General features: G+C 69.7%; 16 protein-coding genes. 13 read left to right on the forward strand and 3 right to left on the reverse strand.

Features of this window, described 5'->3' with window-relative positions; all coding sequences use genetic code 11:
• Window positions 1–86 precede the first annotated feature (86 nt).
• Together OG568_RS11845 and OG568_RS11850 are read left to right on the forward strand one after the other, a co-directional pair.
• Window positions 87–1691 carry an alpha/beta hydrolase gene (locus OG568_RS11845; RefSeq protein WP_329531449.1) on the forward strand — a complete coding sequence of 535 codons (1605 nt, stop codon included), beginning with the start codon at window positions 87–89 and terminating at the stop codon, window positions 1689–1691.
• A gap of 56 nt (window positions 1692–1747) precedes the next feature.
• Window positions 1748–2146 carry a RidA family protein gene (locus tag OG568_RS11850; protein WP_329531450.1) on the forward strand — a complete coding sequence of 133 codons (399 nt, stop codon included), beginning with the start codon at window positions 1748–1750 and terminating at the stop codon, window positions 2144–2146.
• 237 nt (window positions 2147–2383) lie between these two features.
• Here OG568_RS11850 and OG568_RS11855 read toward each other — a convergent pair whose 3' ends face one another.
• Window positions 2384–2953 (reverse strand): adenylosuccinate lyase, encoded by a 570-nt coding sequence (locus OG568_RS11855; RefSeq protein ID WP_266428550.1) that lies wholly within the window; start codon window positions 2951–2953, stop codon window positions 2384–2386.
• Window positions 2954–3328: 375 nt separating this feature from the next.
• Here OG568_RS11855 and OG568_RS11860 point away from each other — a divergent pair, with 375 nt between their 5' ends.
• The 9 genes from OG568_RS11860 to pssA all read left to right on the forward strand — a co-directional run bounded on the left by OG568_RS11860 (window position 3329) and on the right by pssA (window position 14619).
• Window positions 3329–5134, forward strand: a complete 1806-nt coding sequence (locus OG568_RS11860) for a 3-hydroxyacyl-CoA dehydrogenase family protein (RefSeq protein WP_329531451.1) — start codon at window positions 3329–3331, stop codon at window positions 5132–5134.
• Window positions 5135–5270: 136 nt separating this feature from the next.
• Window positions 5271–6083, forward strand: coding sequence for a TetR family transcriptional regulator (locus OG568_RS11865; RefSeq protein WP_266428555.1), 813 nt, complete (start codon window positions 5271–5273; stop codon window positions 6081–6083).
• Between the two features lie 783 nt (window positions 6084–6866).
• The gene (ccrA, locus tag OG568_RS11870; RefSeq protein WP_266428557.1) at window positions 6867–8204 is read left to right on the forward strand and encodes a crotonyl-CoA carboxylase/reductase; all 1338 of its coding nucleotides are present in this window, start codon (window positions 6867–6869) and stop codon (window positions 8202–8204) included.
• Between the two features lie 9 nt (window positions 8205–8213).
• The gene (locus tag OG568_RS11875; protein WP_266428560.1) at window positions 8214–10247 is read left to right on the forward strand and encodes a protein meaA; all 2034 of its coding nucleotides are present in this window, start codon (window positions 8214–8216) and stop codon (window positions 10245–10247) included.
• Entirely contained in the window at window positions 10244–11209 is a 966-nt protein-coding gene (locus tag OG568_RS11880; RefSeq protein WP_266587841.1) for an HpcH/HpaI aldolase/citrate lyase family protein, read from the forward strand. The genes OG568_RS11875 and OG568_RS11880 overlap by 4 nt, the downstream gene beginning before the upstream one ends.
• A 5-nt stretch (window positions 11210–11214) precedes the next feature.
• The gene (locus OG568_RS11885; protein ID WP_266428565.1) at window positions 11215–11742 is read left to right on the forward strand and encodes a MaoC family dehydratase; all 528 of its coding nucleotides are present in this window, start codon (window positions 11215–11217) and stop codon (window positions 11740–11742) included.
• A gap of 2 nt (window positions 11743–11744) precedes the next feature.
• A complete protein-coding gene (locus OG568_RS11890) occupies window positions 11745–12950 on the forward strand; it encodes an acyl-CoA dehydrogenase family protein (protein WP_266428568.1) in 1206 nt (401 codons plus the stop codon).
• Window positions 12951–13130: 180 nt separating this feature from the next.
• Window positions 13131–13778 carry a phosphatidylserine decarboxylase gene (locus OG568_RS11895; RefSeq protein ID WP_329536333.1) on the forward strand — a complete coding sequence of 216 codons (648 nt, stop codon included), beginning with the start codon at window positions 13131–13133 and terminating at the stop codon, window positions 13776–13778.
• 22 nt (window positions 13779–13800) lie between these two features.
• Entirely contained in the window at window positions 13801–14619 is an 819-nt protein-coding gene (gene pssA / locus OG568_RS11900) for a CDP-diacylglycerol--serine O-phosphatidyltransferase (RefSeq protein WP_266431840.1), read from the forward strand.
• A gap of 128 nt (window positions 14620–14747) precedes the next feature.
• On the opposite strand, the gene OG568_RS11905 is transcribed toward pssA, so the two are convergent.
• The gene (locus tag OG568_RS11905) at window positions 14748–15866 is read right to left on the reverse strand and encodes a glycerate kinase (RefSeq protein ID WP_266591554.1); all 1119 of its coding nucleotides are present in this window, start codon (window positions 15864–15866) and stop codon (window positions 14748–14750) included.
• 199 nt (window positions 15867–16065) lie between these two features.
• Here OG568_RS11905 and OG568_RS11910 point away from each other — a divergent pair, with 199 nt between their 5' ends.
• Together OG568_RS11910 and OG568_RS11915 are read left to right on the forward strand one after the other, a co-directional pair.
• Complete coding sequence (locus OG568_RS11910; protein ID WP_266587838.1) at window positions 16066–17187, forward strand: ADP-ribosylglycohydrolase family protein; 1122 nt, start codon at window positions 16066–16068, stop codon at window positions 17185–17187.
• Between the two features lie 139 nt (window positions 17188–17326).
• Complete coding sequence (locus OG568_RS11915; protein WP_329531452.1) at window positions 17327–17818, forward strand: NUDIX hydrolase; 492 nt, start codon at window positions 17327–17329, stop codon at window positions 17816–17818.
• Between the two features lie 333 nt (window positions 17819–18151).
• On the opposite strand, the gene OG568_RS11920 is transcribed toward OG568_RS11915, so the two are convergent.
• Complete coding sequence (locus OG568_RS11920; protein ID WP_329531453.1) at window positions 18152–19465, reverse strand: vanadium-dependent haloperoxidase; 1314 nt, start codon at window positions 19463–19465, stop codon at window positions 18152–18154.
• Between the last annotated feature and the right edge of the window lie 425 nt (window positions 19466–19890).

Here is a 19890-nt window from a genome sequence, read left to right on the forward strand (position 1 = left end):
CGAGTTCTTCCGGGGCCCCTTTCCGGGACGATGCGGCGAAGGCCGTGGCGTGCACGGCTCAAAATCCTCCGTCCTCGGGAGGCTCTGTGAAGAAACGCGCAGCTGCTCTGTGCGGGGCGGCCGCCGTACTGGCCGGGATGATCACCTCGATCCCCGCCGACGCGAGCGCCGGTTCCGCGACCGCACCGCGCACCACCCTCACCACCGCGAAACCCACCTGGAAGAAGTGCGGGACCAGCAGCTATCCGACGCTCCAATGCGCGTCCCTGAAGGTGCCGCTGGACCACTCCAAGCCCCACGGCCGGCAGATCACCCTCGCCCTCTCACGCGTCCCGCACACCGCGAAGACGTACCAGGGGCCGCTGCTGGTGAACCCGGGCGGTCCCGGCGGCAGCGGGCTCTCACTGGCCGGTTTCGTCGCGTCCTCACTGCCGAAGGCGGTGGCGGCGCAGTACGACGTCATCGGCTTCGACCCGCGCGGTGTCGGCGCCAGCAAGCCCGCGCTGGACTGCAGGCCCGGGTACTTCAACCCGGTGCGTCCGGACTCCGTGCCCAGCACCCCCGCGATCGAGAAGGCCAACCTCGACCGCGCCAAGGCCTTCGCGAAGGCATGCGGCAAGAAGTACGCCGACCTGCTGCCGTACATCGACACGGTGAGCGCGGTCCGGGACATGGACTCGATCCGTGCCGCGCTCGGCGCCAAGAAGATCAACTACTTCGGTTACTCGTACGGCACCTACCTGGGCGCCGTGTACGCGAAGCTCTTCCCGCAGCGCGTACGCCGTCTGGTCCTCGACTCCATCGTCGACCCGAGCGGTGTCTGGTACGAGGACAACATCGGCCAGGACTACGCCTTCAACGACCGCCACCAGGCGTTCATGGCGTGGGTCGCCAAGCACGACGCGACCTACAAGCTCGGCACGGACCCGGCCAAGGTCGAGGCCAAGTGGTACGCCATGCGGGGGGCGCTCGCCAAGAACCCCGCGGGCAAGAAGGTGGGCGCCTCCGAACTCGAGGACACCTTCATCCCGGGCGGCTACTACAACGGCTACTGGCCCTCCCTCGCCGAGGCGTTCGCGGCCTACGTGAACGACAAGAAGACGGCCCCGCTCGTCGCGGCCTACGAGAACCTCGGTGCCATCGACGCCTCCGGCGACAACGGCTACAGCATCTACACCGCGGTGCAGTGCCGTGACGCGTCCTGGCCGCGCGACTGGAACCAGTGGCGCAAGGACAACTGGGCGGTGTACGACAAGGCGCCGTTCATGGCCTGGAGCAACGCCTGGTACAACGCGCCGTGCGCGTTCTGGCCGACGAAGACGCTGCGGCCGGTGAACATCGCCAACAAGGCGCTGCCTCCGACGCTGCTCTTCCAGGCCACGAACGACGCGGCCACTCCCTATCAGGGGGGCGTGACGGTCCATCACGCACTGCGCGGCTCCAGCCTGGTGGTCGAGCAGGGCGGCGGGAACCACGGCATCACGCTGAGCGGGAACGCCTGCCTGGACAAGTACCTGGCGGCGTATCTCACCAACGGCAAGGTGCCGCACGGCAGCGGTGTGGCCGACGCGGTGTGCAAGAAGCTGCCGGACCCGGAACCGCCGAGCACGAAGGCGGCGTTGTCCACCGCCTCGGACGGTGCGGCCACGGGAGGCGTGACGCTGCACAAGCTGCTCGGCTCCCGCGGCTGAGCACGCCTTGACGGCCCGTCGGGGGCGTTGTCGGACCCATGGTCCACCATGGACGCATGAGTGAGCTGACCCGCATTCCCGCCCCCGACGGGGTCGCCCCCGCCGCCGCATACTCGCATGTCGTCCTCGGCACGGGCCGCTTCGTCGCGGTCTCGGGGCAGCTCGCCCTGGACGAGGACGGCACGCTCGTCGGCGCGGGCGACCCGGCGGCGCAGGCCCGCCAGGTGTTCGAGAACCTGCGCCGCTGTCTGGCCGCCGCCGGGGCGACCTTCGACGACGTCGTCAAACTCACCTTCTTCGTCACGGACATGGCCCACATGCCGGCCGTCCGCGCGGCCCGCGACGCCCACATACGCGCGGACCGCCTCCCGGCCGCGTCGGCGGTCCAGGTCGCCGCGCTGGTCCGCCCCGAGTTCCTGATGGAGATCGAGGCGTACGCGGTGGTGGGCGAGTGAGCGCGGTCCCGGTCCGGATCCGCGAGATGGTCCTCTCGGACTGCGACTGGGATGCTGCTGTGGGTGCTCAGGGGGAACACCAGGGCGCGTCGACAGCGCGGGAACATCTTTGCGGTTCGGACCGTTCCCGCGGGGGCGCCGCGGACTAGGCTCGTAGGGCTCGGTCTGGAGCGCGACGACACGGTGAGCACGGTCGACGAGGCGCTGCGGGAGGCGGCCCGTCGGCCGCCCGCCGTGTCACCCGGGCAGTCGGGCGAGCGCGTGCACCGCCGCCTCGGCGAGTGCCGGATGGGCGAGCGCCTCGTTCAGGACGGGTCTCGCGCGTACGTCGCCCAGGGTCCCGAGCCCCTCCACACAGGCGAGGGCGACTCCGCGGTAGGGGTCATGGGGGCGCAGCCTGCGCCCCAGGGTGGTGATCAGCGCCGGTACGGCCTCGGGGGCGCGCAGCTCGACCAGGAGCCGGACGGGATGGAGCGCGTAGGCGACGCGCAGTTCGTTGGTGGCGAGCGCGGCCGCCGCGCGGGCCGTGCGCGGATCGCCGAGCCGGGCGAGCGCGTGCGCCGCGGAGGCGCAGCGCTGCGGGTCGCGGTGGTTCAGCAACAGGACGAGTGCCTCGAAGGCCCGCCGGTCCCCGGCGAGTCCGAGCCGGAAGGCGACCAACTCCCGCGCCCACAAGGGCTGTCCGGGCGCGGTCAGCGCGGCCGCCAGCACATCCGGGTCCTCGGCCGTCACGAGCCGCTCGTACGTCGACGACGCCCCGGCCTCGCTCCGTAAACGCTCCGTGAGTGATCGCAACTCTTCGTTCATAATGCCGAGCCTAGGCGCGGCATTATGGGTCCGGGACGTACATCACAAAGTCGGGGGCTGGCGCGCTCGTTACCCGCGGGTTAAGCTCAGACGAGCGAGTTACCCACTCGCGTCTTGCTTGCGGTGGCCTGGTGACGCAGCCGCCGTGAGAGCAGTCGGTTCGGTACCTCAGGTACCTCAGTACGACACGGCTCCGGGACAGGGCCGGTCGGCTTCACCGTTCCCCGGGTGCGCCCTCGCGGGCACCCCCCTTCGGACGGCACCGGGCCTGTGCGCTCGTCAGCCCGGCAACACCCGCACTCTCCGCACTCCGTGCGCCTCTCGGGCGTACCTGCGTGCGCTCCTCAGTCGTCACCCTCTTCCTGGAGTCCCGCGATGGCAACTCCCCTGTCCGACACCCCTCTGTCCCCGCTCAAGACCGTTGCCGTCGTCGGCCTCGGCACGATGGGCACCGGCATCGCCGAGGTCCTCGTCCGGGCCGGCCGCGAGGTCATCGGCATCGACATCAGTGAGGCAGCGGCCGCCCAGGCCGTCTCCGCCCTCGAAGCCTCCACCGCCCGCGGCGTGCGACGCGAGCGCTTCAGCGAGCAGGAGCGCGCCGACGCCCTGGCCCGCTTCCGCACCTTCACCGACCTCGCGGCCGCCGCCGACGCCGATCTGGTCATCGAGGTGACCCCGGAGTCGTACGACATCAAGCAGCAGGTCTTCCGCGCGCTGGACGGCATCGTGCGCCCGGACACCATCCTGGCCACCGGCACCAACGCCCTCTCGGTGACGCGCCTAGCCGCCGACTCGGCCCGCCCCGAGCGCGTCCTCGGCCTGCACTTCTTCAACCCGGCGCCCGCGATGAAGCTGGTCGAGGTCGTCTCCTCGGTGCTCACCGCGCCCACGGCCGTCTCGGCGGTCACCAACCTCGCGCTCGACCTCGGCAAGGAGCCCGTCGCGGTCGGCGACCGGCCCGGTTTCGTCGCTGACGGGCTGCTGTTCGGCTACCTCAACCAGGCCGCCTCGATGTACGAGGCCAAGTACGCCTCCCGTGAGGACATCGACGCCGCGATGAAGCTCGGCTGCGGACTGCCCATGGGCCCGCTCGCGCTGCTCGACCTGATCGGCGTCGACACCGCGCGTACGGTCCTGGAGGCCATGTACGCCGAGTCCCGCGACCGGCTGCACGCCCCCGCGCCCATCCTCAAGCAGCTCAGCGAGGCGGGTCTGACCGGCCGCAAGTCGGGGCGCGGTTTCTACTCCTACGAAGCACCCGGCAGCGCGACGGTCGTGCGGGACGCGCTGACTCCCCTTGCCGGCGGCCCCGAGGTCCCCGGCCGGACGATCCGCTCCGTCGGCGTCGCGGGCTCCGGGACCATGGCCTCCGGCATCGCCGAGGTCTTCGCGAAGGCCGGGTACGAGGTCGTCCTCGCCGCCCGCACCGAGGAGAAGGCACAGGCCGCCAAGGCCCGCATCGGCAAATCCCTGGCCCGCTCGGTCGACAAGGGCCGGATGACCGCCGAGGCCGCCGCGAGCACCCTGGACCTGGTCGTCCCGGCAGGCTCCTACGACGCCTTCGCCGACGTCGATCTCGCGCTGGAGGCGGTGGCCGAGGACCTGGAGGTCAAGCAGCAGCTGTTCGGGGTGTTCGACAAGGTCTGCAAGCCCGGCGCGATCCTCGCCACGACCACCTCCTCGCTGCCCGTCGTCGCCTGCGCCCGTGCCACCTCACGCCCCCAGGACGTGATCGGCATGCACTTCTTCAACCCGGCCCCGGCGATGAAGCTGGTCGAGGTGGTCCGGACCGTCCTGACCGCGGACGACGTGCACGCCACGGTCCGCGAGCTGTGCGGGAAGATCCGCAAGCACCCGGTGGACTGTGGGGACCGGGCCGGTTTCATCGTGAACGCGCTGCTCTTCCCGTACCTGAACAACGCGATCAAGATGGTCCAGGAGCACTACGCCTCCCTGGACGACATCGACGCCGCGATGAAGCTGGGCGGCGGCTACCCGATGGGGCCGTTCGAGCTCCTCGACGTCGTCGGTCTGGACGTCTCGCTCGCCATCGAGAAGGTGCTGCACCGCGAGTTCCGCGACCCGGGTCTCGCCCCGGCGCCGCTCCTGGAGCACCTGGTGGCCGCGGGCTGCCTCGGCCGCAAGACGGGCCGCGGCTTCCGCGAATATGCCCGCCGCTGAGCGTCCCGGCGACCGGCTGCGCGACACCGCCGACTGGGGCGGACTGCTCGGCCCGGCCGCAGGCCCCCCGCCCGTCGAGGGCGGGGGGTTCCCCGGACATGCGCGTTCTCCTGCGCACATGCAGTACGTTCGGGTCATGTCCCAGCCCGCCAAGTCCTCACGTACACCAGCCACGCCCGACGCGCCGGAGAGCGCCGCGGGCAGTCGTGCCGCCGCCCAACGGCTCAAGATGCGCCGAGAACTGGCGGCCGCGGCCATGGAGCTGTTCGCGACCAAGGGGTACGAGGCGACCACCGTCGACGAGATCGCGGCCCGGGCCGGGGTGGCCCGCCGCACGTTCTTCCGCCACTTCCGCTCCAAGGAAGAGGCGATCTTCCCCGATCACGACGACACCCTGATCCGCGCGGAGGCGGTCCTCAACGCGGCTCCGGCGCACGAGCACCCGCTCGACACGGTGTGCCGCGGCATCAAGGAAGTCATGACGATGTACGCGGCCCAGCCCGAGATCTCCGTCTCGCGCTACAAGCTGACCCGCGAGGTACCCACGCTCCGGGAGGCCGAGATCGCCTCCGTGGCCCGCTATGAGCGGCTCTTCACCCGCTATCTCCTCGGCCACTTCGACGAGCACGCGCACGACGACGACGCGAACGACGATCCGCTGCTCGCGGAGGTCGCCGCGTCGGCCGTGGTCACGGCGCACAACCATGTCCTACGGCGCTGGCTGCGGGCAGGCGGTCAGGGTGACGTCGAGGCGCAGCTGGACCACGCCTTCTCCATCGTGCGCAAGACCTTCGGGACGGGGATCGGCGCCGGCCGGGAGACCACGCCCCGGTCGACGCCCGCGTCCGCCTTCACGGAGGGTGACGTCCTGGTGACCGTGGCCCGGGTCGACGCGCCCCTGGATCAGGTGATGCGGACCATCGAGCAGGCGCTGCGGGAACGGTCATAGAACGCGGGCCGCACGGGGCACCCCGGGATCCCGCCGAACTCCTCCCCCGGCGCTTGGAGTTGACCGGCCTTCCCGGCGCGCGGCACGGTCCGGACAGATGGGTCGACGTCGGCGAGCCCGGCCGGGGTGTTCCCGGGACGCACGACCCGCACCGGGACACGGCGCAGGCCCGCCACACACCGGAACACTCGCCACCCCGGCCCACCACGCCACCGACGGGGCGGTCCGAACGACAAGCGCCGCGAGTCGCGGGCTGAAAAGCGCCGCCCTCAGGCCGGTACGCCCTCCTGGTCCCGGCGCCCGCATCCCGGCTCCGCCGCCGCGCACCCCCGTCATCGGCAGCCCGTCGCCCCGCCGGGCGTTCTCCGAAACCGGCCCGCGGCCCGCCGTCCCGGCCCCCAAAACGGCCCGCGATACCGCCTCTGACCAGTGCTTTTTGATCGATCATCGGTCGTTCTGATCGATCATCGCTCACGTGTTACGTAAAGATTTCACCTGAGCGAAACTCATGGCACTCCGTGCCTTGCGAGGTGACACGGCGTGCCATACGTTGATGTTGTCCGGGCGGCCGGCGTGCAGAGACCATTCGTACGCCGGCTGTCCCCGCAAGCCACGGCGAGCGCGCCCGGACGCCTGCGTCACAGGCAACCTTTTGCGCCAACCCGGCGCTGCCACCGCACCACCACCTCCGCCGAACCGACGGCACACCCCTCACTCCCAGCAGCAGTACCGACGTAACCCTCAGCGTCTTCCCTCGAGACGCTCATCGCCGGAGGCAATACCGTGAAGGACATCCTGGACGCGATTCAGTCGCAGACCGCCACGTCCGCCGACTTCGCCGCTCTTCCGCTCCCCGAGTCGTACCGCGCGATCACCGTGCACAAGGACGAGACGGAGATGTTCGCGGGGCTCACCACCCGCGACAAGGACCCCCGCAAGTCGATCCACCTGGACGACGTGCCGGTGCCGGAGCTCGGCCCGGGCGAGGCCCTGGTGGCCGTCATGGCCTCCTCCGTCAACTACAACTCGGTCTGGACCTCGATCTTCGAGCCGCTGTCGACCTTCGGTTTCCTGGAGCGCTACGGCAAGCTCAGCGAGCTCACCAAGCGCCACGACCTGCCGTACCACATCATCGGTTCCGACCTCGCGGGCGTCGTCCTGCGCACCGGCCCCGGCGTCAACGCCTGGAAGCCCGGTGACGAGGTCGTCGCGCACTGCCTGTCCGTCGAGCTGGAGTCCAGCGACGGACACAACGACACGATGCTCGACCCCGAGCAGCGCATCTGGGGCTTCGAGACCAACTTCGGCGGTCTCGCCGAGATAGCCCTCGTCAAGTCCAACCAGCTGATGCCCAAGCCCGACCACCTGTCGTGGGAGGAGGCCGCCGCCCCGGGGCTCGTGAACTCCACCGCGTACCGGCAGCTGGTGTCGAGGAACGGCGCCGGCATGAAGCAGGGCGACAACGTCCTCATCTGGGGCGCGAGCGGCGGACTCGGCTCGTACGCCACGCAGTTCGCGCTCGCCGGTGGCGCCAACCCCATCTGTGTCGTCAGCAGCGAGCAGAAGGCCGACATCTGCCGGGCGATGGGCGCCGAGGCGATCATCGACCGCAACGCCGAGGACTTCAAGTTCTGGAAGGACGAGCACAACCAGGACCCGAAGGAGTGGAAGCGGTTCGGGAAGCGGATCCGTGAGTTGACCGGTGGCGAGGACGTCGACATCGTCTTCGAGCACCCGGGCCGCGAGACCTTCGGCGCCTCCGTCTACGTCACCCGCAAGGGCGGCACCATCGTCACCTGCGCCTCGACCTCGGGCTACAACCACGAGTACGACAACCGCTACCTGTGGATGTCCCTGAAGCGCATCATCGGCTCGCACTTCGCCAACTACCGCGAGGCCTGGGAGGCCAACCGGCTGGTCGCCAAGGGCAAGATCCACCCGACGCTCTCCAAGGTGTACTCCCTGGAGGAGACCGGGCAGGCCGCGTACGACGTCCACCGCAACCTCCACCAGGGCAAGGTCGGCGTGCTCGCGCTGGCGCCCCGCGAGGGCCTGGGCGTGCGCGACGAGGAGAAGCGCGCCCAGCACATCGACGCCATCAACCGCTTCCGGAACGTCTGAGGTCCCCAGATGACAGAGCGTCAGCGTCAGAAGGACCGGCCGTGGCTCATGCGCACGTACGCCGGTCACTCCACGGCCGAGGCGTCCAACGAGCTGTACCGGCGCAACCTCGCCAAGGGGCAGACGGGCCTCTCCGTGGCCTTCGACCTGCCCACGCAGACCGGGTACGACCCCGACCACATCCTCGCCCGCGGCGAGGTCGGCCGGGTCGGCGTGCCGGTCTCGCACCTCGGTGACATGCGCCGGCTGTTCCAGGACATCCCCCTGGAGCAGATGAACACCTCGATGACCATCAACGCCACCGCCATGTGGCTGCTGGCGCTCTACCAGGTCGTCGCCGAGGAGCAGGGCGCCGACATCACCAAGCTCCAGGGGACGACGCAGAACGACATCGTCAAGGAGTACCTGTCACGCGGGACGCACGTCTTCCCGCCGGTGCCCTCGCTCCGGCTGACGACGGACATGATCGCGTACACGGTCTCCCACATGCCCAAGTGGAACCCGATCAACATCTGCTCGTACCACCTCCAGGAGGCGGGGGCGACCCCGGTCCAGGAGATCGCGTACGCGATGTCGACGGCCATCGCCGTGCTGGACGCCGTCCGCGACTCGGGGCAGGTGCCCGCCGAGAAGTTCGGTGACGTCGTCGCCCGTATCTCCTTCTTCGTGAACGCGGGTGTCCGGTTCATCGAGGAGATGTGCAAGATGCGGGCGTTCGGGCGGATCTGGGACCAGGTCACGCGCGAGCGGTACGGCATCCAGGATGCCAAGCAGCGGCGCTTCCGGTACGGCGTCCAGGTCAACTCCCTCGGTCTGACCGAGGCGCAGCCGGAGAACAACGTCCAGCGGATCGTCCTCGAAATGCTGGCCGTGACGCTGTCGAAGGACGCACGCGCGCGTGCTGTGCAGCTGCCCGCCTGGAACGAGGCCCTGGGGCTGCCCCGGCCCTGGGACCAGCAGTGGTCGCTGCGTATCCAGCAGGTGCTGGCGCACGAGAGCGACCTGCTCGAGTACGAGGACATCTTCGAGGGCTCGCACGTCATCGAGGCGAAGGTCGCGGCGCTCGTCGAGGAGTCGCTCGCCGAGATGGACCGGATCGACGAGATGGGCGGGGCGATGGCCGCCGTCGAGTCGGGCTACCTGAAGTCGCAGCTCGTCTCCTCGCACGCCGAGCGCCGGGCCCGGATCGAGGGCGGCACCGAGAAGATCGTCGGTGTCAACATCTTCGAGTCCACCGAGCCGAACCCGCTCACCGCCGACCTGGACGCGGCGATCCAGACCGTCGACCCGGCGGTCGAGGCCCGCGTGGTCGCCGCGCTGCGGAACTGGCGCGACACGCGCTACCAGCCGCCGTTCAACCACCCGCGCCCGTGCAAGGCGCTGGAGCGGCTGAAGGAAGCGGCCAAGGGCACCGACAACCTCATGGAGGCCACCCTGGAGTGCGCCCGCGCCGGGGTCACGACCGGCGAGTGGTCCGAGGCCCTGCGTGAGGTGTTCGGCGAGTTCCGCGCCCCGACCGGCGTCTCGTCCGCGCCCGTCGCGGTCACCGCCGAGGAGGGCACCGCGCTGGCGCTGGTGCGCCGCAAGGTCGAGGAGACCGCCCGCGAACTCGGCGTCGGCAAGCTCCGCTTCCTGGTGGGCAAGCCGGGCCTGGACGGGCACTCCAACGGAGCCGAGCAGATAGCGGTGCGAGCCCGCGACGCCGGGTTCGAGGTGGTGTACCAGGGCATCCGGCTCACGCCCGAGCAGATCGTGGACGCGGCCGTCGCCGAGGACGTGCACGGCGTCGGCCTGTCCATCCTGTCCGGCTCGCACGCCCAGTTGGTGCCGGACGTGCTGGAACGGCTGCGCGAGGCCGGTGCGGCCGACATCCCGGTGATCGCGGGCGGGATCATCCCGAACGCCGACGCCGAACAGCTGCGGGCCGCGGGAGTGGCCGCGGTCTTCACACCGAAGGACTTCGACATCACCGGAATCATCGGTCGTATCGTCGACGAGATCCGGAAAGCGAACAAGCTCGACCCCCTGGAGGTCCCCGCATGACCACGCCCGTCAACCGCCTTCGCCCGCGGCGTTCCTGCCTGGCCGTGCCCGGCTCGAACCCCCGCTTCCTGGAGAAGGCCCAGGGCCTCCCCGCGGACCAGGTCTTCCTGGACCTGGAGGACGCCTGCGCCCCGCTCGCCAAGCCCGATGCGCGGCACACCATCGTGAAGTTCCTGAACGAGGGCGACTGGACCGGCAAGACGCGGGTCGTACGGGTGAACGACTGGACGACGCACTGGACGTACCGCGATGTCGTCACGGTCGTCGAGGGCGCCGGCCAGAACCTCGACTGCATCATGCTGCCGAAGGTGCAGGACGCCCAGCAGGTCGTCGCGCTCGACCTGCTGCTGACGCAGATCGAGAAGACGATGGGCTTCGAGGTCGGCAAGATCGGCATCGAGGCGCAGATCGAGAACGCGAAGGGGCTCGTCAACGTCGACGAGATCGCGGCCGCCTCACCGCGTGTAGAGACCATCATCTTCGGCCCGGCCGACTTCATGGCCTCCATCAACATGAAGTCCCTGGTCGTGGGCGAGCAGCCGCCGGGCTACCCGGCGGACGCCTACCACTACATCCTGATGCGCATCCTGATGGCCGCCCGTACGCACGACCTCCAGGCGATCGACGGCCCCTACCTGCAGATCCGCAACCAGGAGGGCTACCGCGAGGTCGCCCGGCGCGCCGCCGCCCTCGGTTTCGACGGCAAGTGGGTGCTGCACCCGGACCAGGTCGCCGCGGCCAACGAGATCTTCTCGCCCGCGCAGGAGGACTTCGACCACGCCGAGCTCATCCTCGACGCGTACGACTACTACACGTCCGAGGCGGGCGGCAAGAAGGGCTCCGCGATGCTCGGCGACGAGATGATCGACGAGGCCAGCCGCAAGATGGCCCTGGTCATCTCGGGCAAGGGCCGGGCGGCCGGCATGCAGCGCACCAGCAAGTTCGAAGCCCCGGAGGCCTGAGCGGCATGCAGTTCGGACGCACGTACGAGGAGTTCGAGGTCGGCGCGGTCTACAAGCACTGGCCCGGAAAGACGGTCACGGAGTACGACGACCACCTCTTCTGTCTCCTGACCATGAACCACCACCCCCTCCACATGGACTCGAACTATGCGGAGAAGACGACGGACTTCGGCAAGAACGTCGTCGTGGGCAACTACATCTACTCGCTGCTGCTCGGCATGTCCGTCCCGGACGTCTCGGGGAAGGCCATCGCCAACCTGGAGGTCGAGTCGCTGAAGCACGTGGCGCCGACCTTCCACGGCGACACGATCTACGGCGAGACCACGGTCCTCGACAAGACGCCCTCGAAGTCGAAGAGCGACCGCGGGATCGTCTACGTCGAGACCAAGGGCTACAAGCAGGACGGCACGCTGGTGTGCGTGTTCCGCCGCAAGGTGATGGTCCCCACCGAGACGTACATCAAGGAGCGCGGCGGCGAGCAGCCCGGCCGCCCGGAGCTGACCGCACCTGCGGAAAAGAAGACGGAGAAGTAGCCATGGCGCGACTCGCCCAGACCGCCGGTCTCACCGACGTCCAGCAGGAGATCCTCTCCACCGTCCGCGACTTCGTGGACAAGGAGATCATCCCGGTCGCGACCGAGCTGGAGCACCGCGACGAGTACCCCCAGCAGATCGTCGACGGCCTCAAGGAGTTGGGCCTGTTCGGCCTGATGATCCCCGAGGAGTACGGGGGCCTGGGCGAGTCCCTCCTCACCTACGCGCTCTGCGTCGAGGAGATCGCCCGCGGCTGGATGTCGGTCTCCGGCATCATCAACACGCACTTCATCGTGGCGTACATGCTCAAGCAGCACGGCACACAGGAGCAGAAGGACCACTTCCTGCCCCGGATGGCCCTGGGCGAGGTGCGCGGCGCGTTCTCGATGTCGGAGCCGGGTCTCGGCTCGGACGTCTCCGCGATCACCTCGAAGGCGGTCAAGGACGGCGACGAGTACGTCCTGAACGGTCAGAAGATGTGGCTGACGAACGGCGGCTCGTCGAACCTGGTGGCCGTGCTCGTACGAAGTGACGAAGGACACCCCGAGGGCACCGCGCCGCACAAGTCGATGACGACCTTCCTCGTCGAGAAGGAGCCCGGCTTCGGAGAGGTCCGCCCCGGCCTCACCATTCCCGGGAAGATCGACAAGATGGGCTACAAGGGCGTCGACACGACCGAGCTCATCATGGACGGACTGCGCGTTCCGGCCAATCGTGTACTCGGCGGCACCACGGGCCGAGGGTTTTACCAAATGATGGACGGAGTCGAGGTCGGCCGCGTCAATGTGGCGGCACGTGGCTGCGGTGTCGCACAGCGTGCCTTCGAGCTGGGTGTCTCCTATGCCCAGCAGCGTCACACTTTCGGCAAGGCGATCGCACAGCACCAGGCCATCCAGTTCAAGCTGGCCGAAATGGCCACCAAGGTCGAAGCGGCCCATGCAATGATGGTGAACGCGGCTCGCAAAAAGGACTCCGGTGAACGAAACGACCTCGAAGCAGGGATGGCGAAGTACCTCGCCTCCGAATACTGCAAGGAAGTCGTCGAGGACGCTTTCCGGATCCACGGCGGCTACGGCTTCTCCAAGGAGTACGAGATCGAGCGTCTCTACCGTGAGGCACCGATGCTGCTGATCGGCGAAGGTACCGCCGAAATCCAGAAAATGATCATCGGGCGCCGACTGCTCGAAGAGTATCGACTTCAGGGTTGAGCGGGGTTTGATGTCCGGGTTCGGGGTGTTTTCTTCGAGAACAAGATCACACCCCGTCAACACTCTTGGGCCGCCGACTCGACTTCTTGGCTTGCCCAGTTGTGGCCCATGACCGGTACGATCCCGGGAAAGCCGCCGTCCCCCGTTCCAGCGCGGCATCATCCGCTACGAAGGTCATCCATGCCCCACAGCCAAACCTCTGCACCTCGCGGCCGGGTCCGCCTCGCGCGCGGAGCATCGCCGTGGCTTCTCCCGACCGTTGCCACCGCAGCACTCAGCCTGACCAAGGCACGCCGCTCCGGCGCCGCCAAGGCCGTGGCCGTACCTGCCACCGCGCTCGCGGCGGGCATGCTGTGGTTCTTCCGCGACCCCGAGCGCGAGATCGCCCCGGGCCGGGTCATCTCGCCCGCCGACGGTGTGGTGCAGAGCATCATGCCGTGGAAGGACGGACGCACCCGCGTCGCGATCTTCATGAGCCCTCTGAACGTCCACGTGAACCGCGCGCCGCTCTCCGGCACGGTGACCTCGGTCGAGCACATCCCCGGTGGGTTCGTTCCGGCGTTCAACAAGGAGAGCGAGAACAACGAACGCGTCGTCTGGCATTTCGACACCGAACTCGGCGACATCGAGATGATCCAGATCGCCGGCGCGGTCGCCCGCCGTATCGTTCCTTATATCCCGCAGGGTACGAAGGTCGAGCAGGGCGACCGGATCGGTCTCATCCGCTTCGGCTCGCGCGTCGACATCTACCTCCCCGAGGGTGTCGAGGTCGATGTGGAAGTCGGTCAGAAGACCGTGGCTGGGGTGACTCGAATTGACCGTGATTGATCCTGAGACACAGGCCGGCTGGGTGCCGGAGGCCGACGAGGTGGGCGACGAGGAGGAGATGCCCCTCTCTCTCCGCCTCTCAATAGCGGACACCCTCACCCTCGGCAACGCCACGTGCGGCTTCATGGCGGTGTACTTCACCACCACGGGCATTCTGATCCCGCACCTCACCGGCAGCCAGGAGTCGGGCATGGGGCGCCACAGCGCCGCCACGGCCGTCATCCTGATGCTCTGCGCCGCGGTCTTCGACCTGTTCGACGGCCTCGTCGCCCGCAAGCTGCGCTCCTCCCCCATGGGCGCGGAACTGGACAACCTGTCCGACCTGATCAGCTTCGGCCTGGCCCCGGCGTACTTCGTCCTCGTCTACGGCATGGTCGCGGACGACGCCCACCAGAGAGTGGCGGCGCTCGGCGCGATCGTGGTGTTGCTCGCGGTCGTCCTCCGCCTCGCCCGGTTCTCCTGCGTCACGGTGAAGGACGGCACGTTCCAGGGCATGCCGTCGCCGTTCGGAGCGCTGACGGTGGTCTCGATCGTGCTCCTGGAGCTTCCCTTCGCGGCGACGCTGATGGCGATCCTCGGCACGGCCTGGCTGATGGTGAGCCGGGTGGAGTACCCGAAGCCGCGGGGGCGCCTCGCGGTGGCGATGCTCTCCTGGATCGTCCTGTCGATGGGCCTCCTCGCGGCGTGGGCCTTCGACGCCCCCAGCGGCCAGCTCCTCCTCCAGACCGGCTGTGCGCTGCAGCTCGTCATGGGTGCGGTGATTCCGCTGTTCGCGACGGCTCGGCGAGTGAACAACTTCCGGGACAACCGGCGTGAGGCGCGGGCGGCGCAGCTGCCGTAGCGTTTCCTCGTACACGCTCGAAGGGGCCCGAACCGGAAATCCGGTTCGGGCCCCTTCGCCGTATCCGCCGAAACGCGTTCCCTCGAAACGGGTTCTCTCGAAACGGGTTCTCCGGCGGAAGAACGCGGTCAGGTCAGGAAGTCATGGGCGATGTTCTGGGCCACCGTCTCCAGGATCGGGCCCGCGTCGGAGATGCACCGCGCGATATCGGGCTCGGCCTCCGTGAGGGGGTACGCACGCCGGATGCCTGCCCTGCCGAGCGCCTCCGGGCGCAGCGCCAGGCGCCCGCACACCGCGACGACCTCCTTGCCCGCGGCACGGGCGGCCGCGGCCACCCCCGCCGGAGCCTTGCCGTGCAGGGTCTGTTCGTCGAGGGATCCCTCACCGGTGATCACCAGGGTTGCCCTGGCCAGCGCGGGCGCGAAGCCGAGGACATCGAGCATCACCTCGATACCGGGACGGAACCGGGCGCCCAGGACCAGCGCACCGTAGCCGATACCACCCGCGGCCCCCGCCCCCGGCGCCGCGGCGTACTCCGTGGCCCTGGACCCGATCGACTGCTCCAGAACCGCGGCGAAGTGCCCGAGAGCCGCGTCCAGGATCTCCACGTCGTCGGGGCTCGCCCCCTTCTGGGGGCCGTACACGGCGGGCGCGCCCTTCGGCCCGGTGAGCGGGTTGTCCACATCGCTGGCGAGGACGAAGTCCACGGAGGCCAGACGGGGGTCCAGTCCGGACAGGTCCGCGGTCGCCACGTCGCTCAGCGCCGCACCGCCGGGAGCCACCGGCTCCCCCTCCGCGTCCGCGAACCGCGCCCCGAGCGCGGACAGCATCCCCGCGCCACCGTCCGTCGTCGCGCTTCCGCCCACGCCGAACACGATCGTCCGGGCCCCGGCGTCAAGCGCGGCCCGCAAGAGCTCCCCGGACCCGTACGTGGACGACGTCAGCGGCGCGAACACCCCGGCGGGCAGCCGCTGCAACCCGCTCGCCTCCGCCATCTCCACCACCGCGGTGTCGCCGCGCAGCGCGAAGGCAGCGGTGAGCTCGTGGCCCAGCGGGCCGGCGACCCGTACCTCCCGCCGTTCGAACCCGGCCGCGACCGCCGCGTCCACGGTGCCGTCGCCGCCGTCGGCCACCGGCAGCGCCTCGACCTCGACATCCGGCGCGACGCGGCGCAGCCCGGCCGTGACGCGCTCCGCGACCTGTACGGCGGTCAGCGACCCCTTGAACTTGTCCGCGGCGATCAGCACCCGCGGAACACGCCCGGTGCCCGCACGTGTCGTCTTCACAGCAGAGTCCGCCACCTTGCATTCCCCTTGCTTTCCGGCCTCGCACACGTCAAGGCAGTCGCGCCGCTGCGACCTTAACCGGCGGACGCCCCCGTCGTCATGCCCCGACCGGACGGTGGAACACCGCACGCTCATGCCTGGAATTGGGTAAACCGGAACTATGACCTCTGTGGGCACTGAGCTCGCGGACCGCGTCCTCGGGGGCTGGCTGGGCCGGATCGCGGGCAACATGCTCGGCAAACCGGTCGAGCAGGGCGACCACTGGACGCGGGACCGCATCGACCGCTATCTGCGACAGGCCGCCGCCCTGCCGCTCACCGACTATCTTCCCGAGCCCGTCACTGACGGCGACGGCGACGAGTTCGAGCTGCGGCCCGAGTGGCGAAGTTGCGTGCGCGGCCGCATCCACGGCAGCTGCCGTGACGACGACGTCGACTACGCGATCCTGGGCCTGCATCTGCTGGAGACGCACGGTTTCGGTTTCAGCACCGAGCAGGTCGGCGACCTGTGGCTGCTGCGGCTGCCGTATCTGCAGACGTTCACCGCGGAGCGGGCCGCGTACCGCAACCTCGCCAACGGCATCAAACCGCCGCTGACAGCGACGTACGACAATCCCTATCAGGAGTGGATCGGCGCCCTGATCCGAGCCGATGTCTACGGGTGGACCTGTCCGGGGGCGCCGAGCCGGGCGGCCTCGCTCGCACGCCGGGACGCCGTGCTGTCCCACACCGGCAACGGCGTGTACGGGGCGATGTGGGCGGCGGCGCTCGTCTCGGCCGCGTTCACCGCGCCCACGGTCCGGCAGGCACTGGACACGGCGCTGACCGTCATCCCCGCGAGCAGCCGCCTCGCCCGCACCGTACGCCGGGTGCTCACGCTCCACGAGACCCGGATGACCTGGGAGGACACGCTGACCACGGTGTCCGAGGAGACCGCCGGGCTCGGCTGGATCCACACGATCCCCAACGCCGCCGTCCTCACGGCCGGGCTGCTGTACGGCGACGGCGACTTCACCCGGACCATCACGCTGACCGTCCGCGGCGGCCTGGACACCGACTCGAACGGCGCGACGGCGGGCTCGGTGGCCGGGGTCCTGTGCGGGGCCGCGGCCATTCCCGCGCAGTGGAAGGACCCGCTGGAGGACACCGTACGCAGCGCGGTGTTCGGCTTCGACGGCGTACGGATCAGTGAGCTGGCCGCGCGGACGCTCGCGCTGACGGAGTCGAAGGCCGAGGCCCAGCACCCGTCCGATGCCGATCGCGATGTCCGGGACCGGTCCTAGGCCCTGTCGTCGGCGCCCTCGAAGTCCCGTACGTGCGGCTGGCGTTGGAGGTGGCACGCCGACTCAGCCTGATCTGCCGCTGCGCGGAGCCGGGCCGCACGTCCGAGGAACGGCTGCGCGGGCTCGTTACGCTTCGGGGATGACCACTCCAGACTTCGCCACGTACATCGCGGGCCTCCCCCGTGTCCTCGCCGGAGCCGCCGCGCTCTTCCGCGACGGTGACGGCCGGGTGCTGCTCGTCGAGCCGAACTACCGCGAGGGCTGGGCCCTTCCCGGCGGCACCATCGAGTCGGACGACGGGGAGACCCCGCGCCAGGGCGCGCGCCGCGAGACCGCCGAGGAGATCGGTCTCGACATCGTGCTCGGCCCGCTGCTCGCGGTCGACTGGGTACACGGGACGGCGCGGCCCCCGCTGGTCGCCTACCTGTACGACGGCGGAGTCCTCGGCGAACAGGAACTCAAGGCGATCCGGTTGCAGGAGGAGGAACTCCTGTCGTGGCGGCTGGTGCCACGGGAGGAGCTGGCCGAGTATCTGCCGGGCGCACTCGGCCGCCGGGTCCTCGCCGCGCTGGACGTGCTGGCCGAGGGCGGGGGAACCGCGGAGCTGGAGAACGGCCACCGGATGGCCTAGGTCGACCTACCCATTAGGTCGACCTAGCCATATGGTCCTGCGGCGAGTGCTCCGAACGCTCTGTCCGACCGCCACGCCTCCGGACTTGCGGTTTCAGGAGTCAGTGACCGTGATCTGCGACGGTCCGCCGCCGGGCGCCGGGCCTTGGGACAGGACTGCCACTCTCTGCACGGTCCCGTCGGTCACCGCGAAGAGGCCGCCGTAGCCCCACCGGCGGGATCGCCGGTGGGATCGCCGGTGGGATCGTAGATGGTGAGGCTGTACCCGTTGATCCAGTGCTCAAGGCAGGATCGGAGACCCGGCACGACGCCGGGTCCGCTTCGGCTCTGTGGTTCAGTCGGTGTCGTCGCCGCACTTGAGCTCGGCGAGCCTGTCCTGCCGAGCCGTTCGTGTCGGCGCGGACGGCCGGGCGCCGTCCTTGGAGACCGGCTGGAAGTAGTGGTCCAGCGCCCAGGCGGCCACGCGGGTGCCGGCCCGGCAGCCGACCACGTCCGCCGTGCGGGAGTGGACGCCGCCCCACACACGGGCATCGACGACGTCCCGGTTGAGGCCGTCGGCGGACCCGTAGAACCGCGTGGTGCCGGTGACCTCGGAGGGGACGTGGAGGTCGATGCGCGAGGTGCCGAGGACGCCGGTCAGGGCGCGTGCCACGGCAGCGGCGACGGTCGTGTGGCCGGCGACGTAGTCCGGGTGTGGTGGGGTGAGGAGCAGCGGCTCCCAGGCCGGGTCCGCCGTCGTCGCGGGGTTGCCGTCGGTGTCGGCGAGGCGGATGGCGGTGATCGGCCGCCAGGTGCCGTAGTGGAGCTTGGCGTCCCATGCCGTGACGACGGCATCGGTCGCCGACGCGTTCACCGCGGCGAACAGCCGGGCCGTCTCGGCGATGCCTAGCCGGTGCCGGGCGGCGTGGTCGCGTACGGCTGTCTGGACCTGTTCGACCAGGTTGCCGCTGAAGAAGAGGGCGGTCTCGGTCTGCTGCGCGCTCCTGCCTGAGCCGGTCTTCCCGCCCATGGCCTTCAACTCCTGGACATCCTCGGCGTAAGCGGCCGAGGAGATGGCGGGTGGTCCGCCGGGGCGGAACTGCTGCGGGGAGGCGAGCAGGAGGGGGCGGAGCCTGGCGAGCCAGGTGTCGATGAAGGGCTGGAACGCGGGCGGGGTGGGCCGCCAGACCCCCGGTGCCGGGGAAGCGGTGAAGGGAACGTCCGCGAACCTTCCGTCGCCTTCCCGTAGTTCGATGATGCGGGCGGCGGCGCGCTTTCCGTAGTCAACGCCCCGGTCTCTGGCCTGACCGGCCGGAAGAGCGGCGAGCGAGTCCGCGTAGGCGGTGTCGAGCCGCTCCTTGAAGGCAGGGAAGTAGGTGAGCAGCACGTCGTGGGCCGCAGTGGCGGCGGCCGCTGCGGAGGATGCCTTGGCCGGACCGCGCTCGTGCCATTCGTACAGGGTGTAGCCGCCTTCGATCCCCACCACGGCGTTGTACACGGCGACGGAGACGAACCCCTCCCAGATCGCCGCCTGTCCGGAGGGGCGTGGGCCGAGGCTGGTCTTGATCGTGTCGGTGGCGATGGCGTTCCACTCGCGGACCACGGCTGCCGAGGCCGTCGCGGTCCGGGTGTCCGCGTCGTGGGGACTTGTCGCGGCGGTGAGCGTCACGAGGGCGGTGACCGCGACGGCGCAGGTGAATCCCCGGACACGTGAACGCGGAGGAACGGGAAGAGGGGGCTCTTGATACACAGCGTCCTCCGTAGAGTCGAGTGCCCAAGGCTTAGCAACGGCCCACTGCATGAGCAAGACAACTCGCCGCAAACCGGGCAGGCCAGGGCACCCTCGAACGCCTCACCGAACGCGACCACGCACTCCCGCTCGCCTTCGACCGGCGAGTGCCCTTCGTCGTGAAACCCCGCCGCGTTGAGGACTCAACAGCGCCAGGTTCACGAACTGACACACCATCACACCCCACAGAGCCCCCTCCCGGACGGGAAGAGGCTCAGAGGCCACATGGTCACGCACAAGCCTGCACCGCCAGCGCCTCAATCACCCGATCAAGCGCCTCGCCCACCTCAGATTCGTATGGCCGT

The organism is Streptomyces sp. NBC_01450, from assembly GCF_036227505.1.
Taxonomy (GTDB): domain Bacteria; phylum Actinomycetota; class Actinomycetes; order Streptomycetales; family Streptomycetaceae; genus Streptomyces.